Source organism: Leptospira sp. B5-022 (assembly GCF_000347035.1).
Lineage (GTDB): Bacteria > Spirochaetota > Leptospiria > Leptospirales > Leptospiraceae > Leptospira_B > Leptospira_B cinconiae.
The window spans coordinates 1-1,235 of the sequence record NZ_ANIJ01000008.1; the positions used below are offsets into that span (position 1 = coordinate 1).

2 pseudogenes are annotated in these 1,235 nt (G+C 43.5%); both read right to left on the reverse strand.

Annotated elements, in window-relative coordinates:
- Window positions 1-880: pseudogene (locus LEP1GSC192_RS03370) on the reverse strand (methyl-accepting chemotaxis protein); the annotation flags it as partial.
- A 20-nt stretch (window positions 881-900) separates the two neighbouring features.
- Window positions 901-1,235: pseudogene (locus LEP1GSC192_RS03375) on the reverse strand (hypothetical protein); the annotation flags it as partial.

A 1,235-nucleotide genomic window follows, 5' to 3' on the forward strand; every position in this document is an offset into this window, starting at 1 on the left:
ACACTTCCACTGCCCAAGGTTTATCATAATTTCCTAATAAAAATGGGAAAAAATGATGGCCTTCTCCTCCTCCATGTAGAGAGAAAGGTTTTCCTGTTGCGATCCCTTCCGTAATCTGCTTCAGCCATTCTTGGTCCGGGTTCATTTTACCGACCAATGAAGGATCCTTTCCATTTGCGGCATAGGTCCCATTGGGAGAAATGAGAGTCAGATAACCTTCTCCCCTAAATGGTCGGATCGGGCCGAGTAGTTCCTGCAAGTTTTCCATGGCAAGGTCAATACCTACCACCCCGGAAAAACTTCCTCCTCGAAACACAGGTTTCACCAAGGAAACCATAAGTACATCTTTTCCACCTACAGGATAAGAAAAAGGGTCCGCAATATAATCATGCAGGGTCTTTTTCGGAATAGTATAGAACGCTCCGGACTCATCCAAATTTTCGTAATATATTACCGGCTCTATTGTGACGGCACCTTTCGATTTGTTGATATACGGTACAAATCTTCCTGTGCCGTCATGGTACGGCGGTTTATTCTTAAATCTTGCATCTTGTCCGTCAAAACCGTTAGGTTCGAATACCACCCAGGTTCCGAAATAATATTGGTTGGCCTCGACTAATTTCCATAACGCGGCGACAACTTCTTCCCGAGCGGGTTTAGAAGATTCTAATAGATACTGGGTCCCTCTGAGAGAACCCAACGCCAAATCCAAAAAATCCTTCACCTCATAAGTGAATCTTTCTCCGGCCATTCTGGAACCGTCTTCCACTTGATACTTCAGACTGAAATATGATCCGATCGAGTTGATCGCAGTCAAAATGATCGAACCGGAGAGTAAAACCACCGACAGATAAAGTGAAATCCTGAACCGAATACTCATTTTATATATCCCTTATATACCTAGAAGTTTTGGCTGAACCCTATACTGAACCAAACCAAGTGAGAAGGAATTTTCTGAAGAAGATAAGACTCTCTCACGGATTGCCTCAATTGGTCCGGGATGGAAGTAGAGGAATTGATAAAATCCAATACTAACTGATTAGCGGGACCGTTCACCTTTCCCGGGTCCACGATCTTACCGTCCTTACTACTGGTATTTACATAACCTCCCGTCGCCCCGTAGTAATTATCCGTATCATAAATATATAAATTAGGTCTGTACACGTCCGCAGCTTTTACGAAAAACTTTCCAAAAAAGAAAGTGATCGTGGAGGTGATATCCTGGATCCCGTATC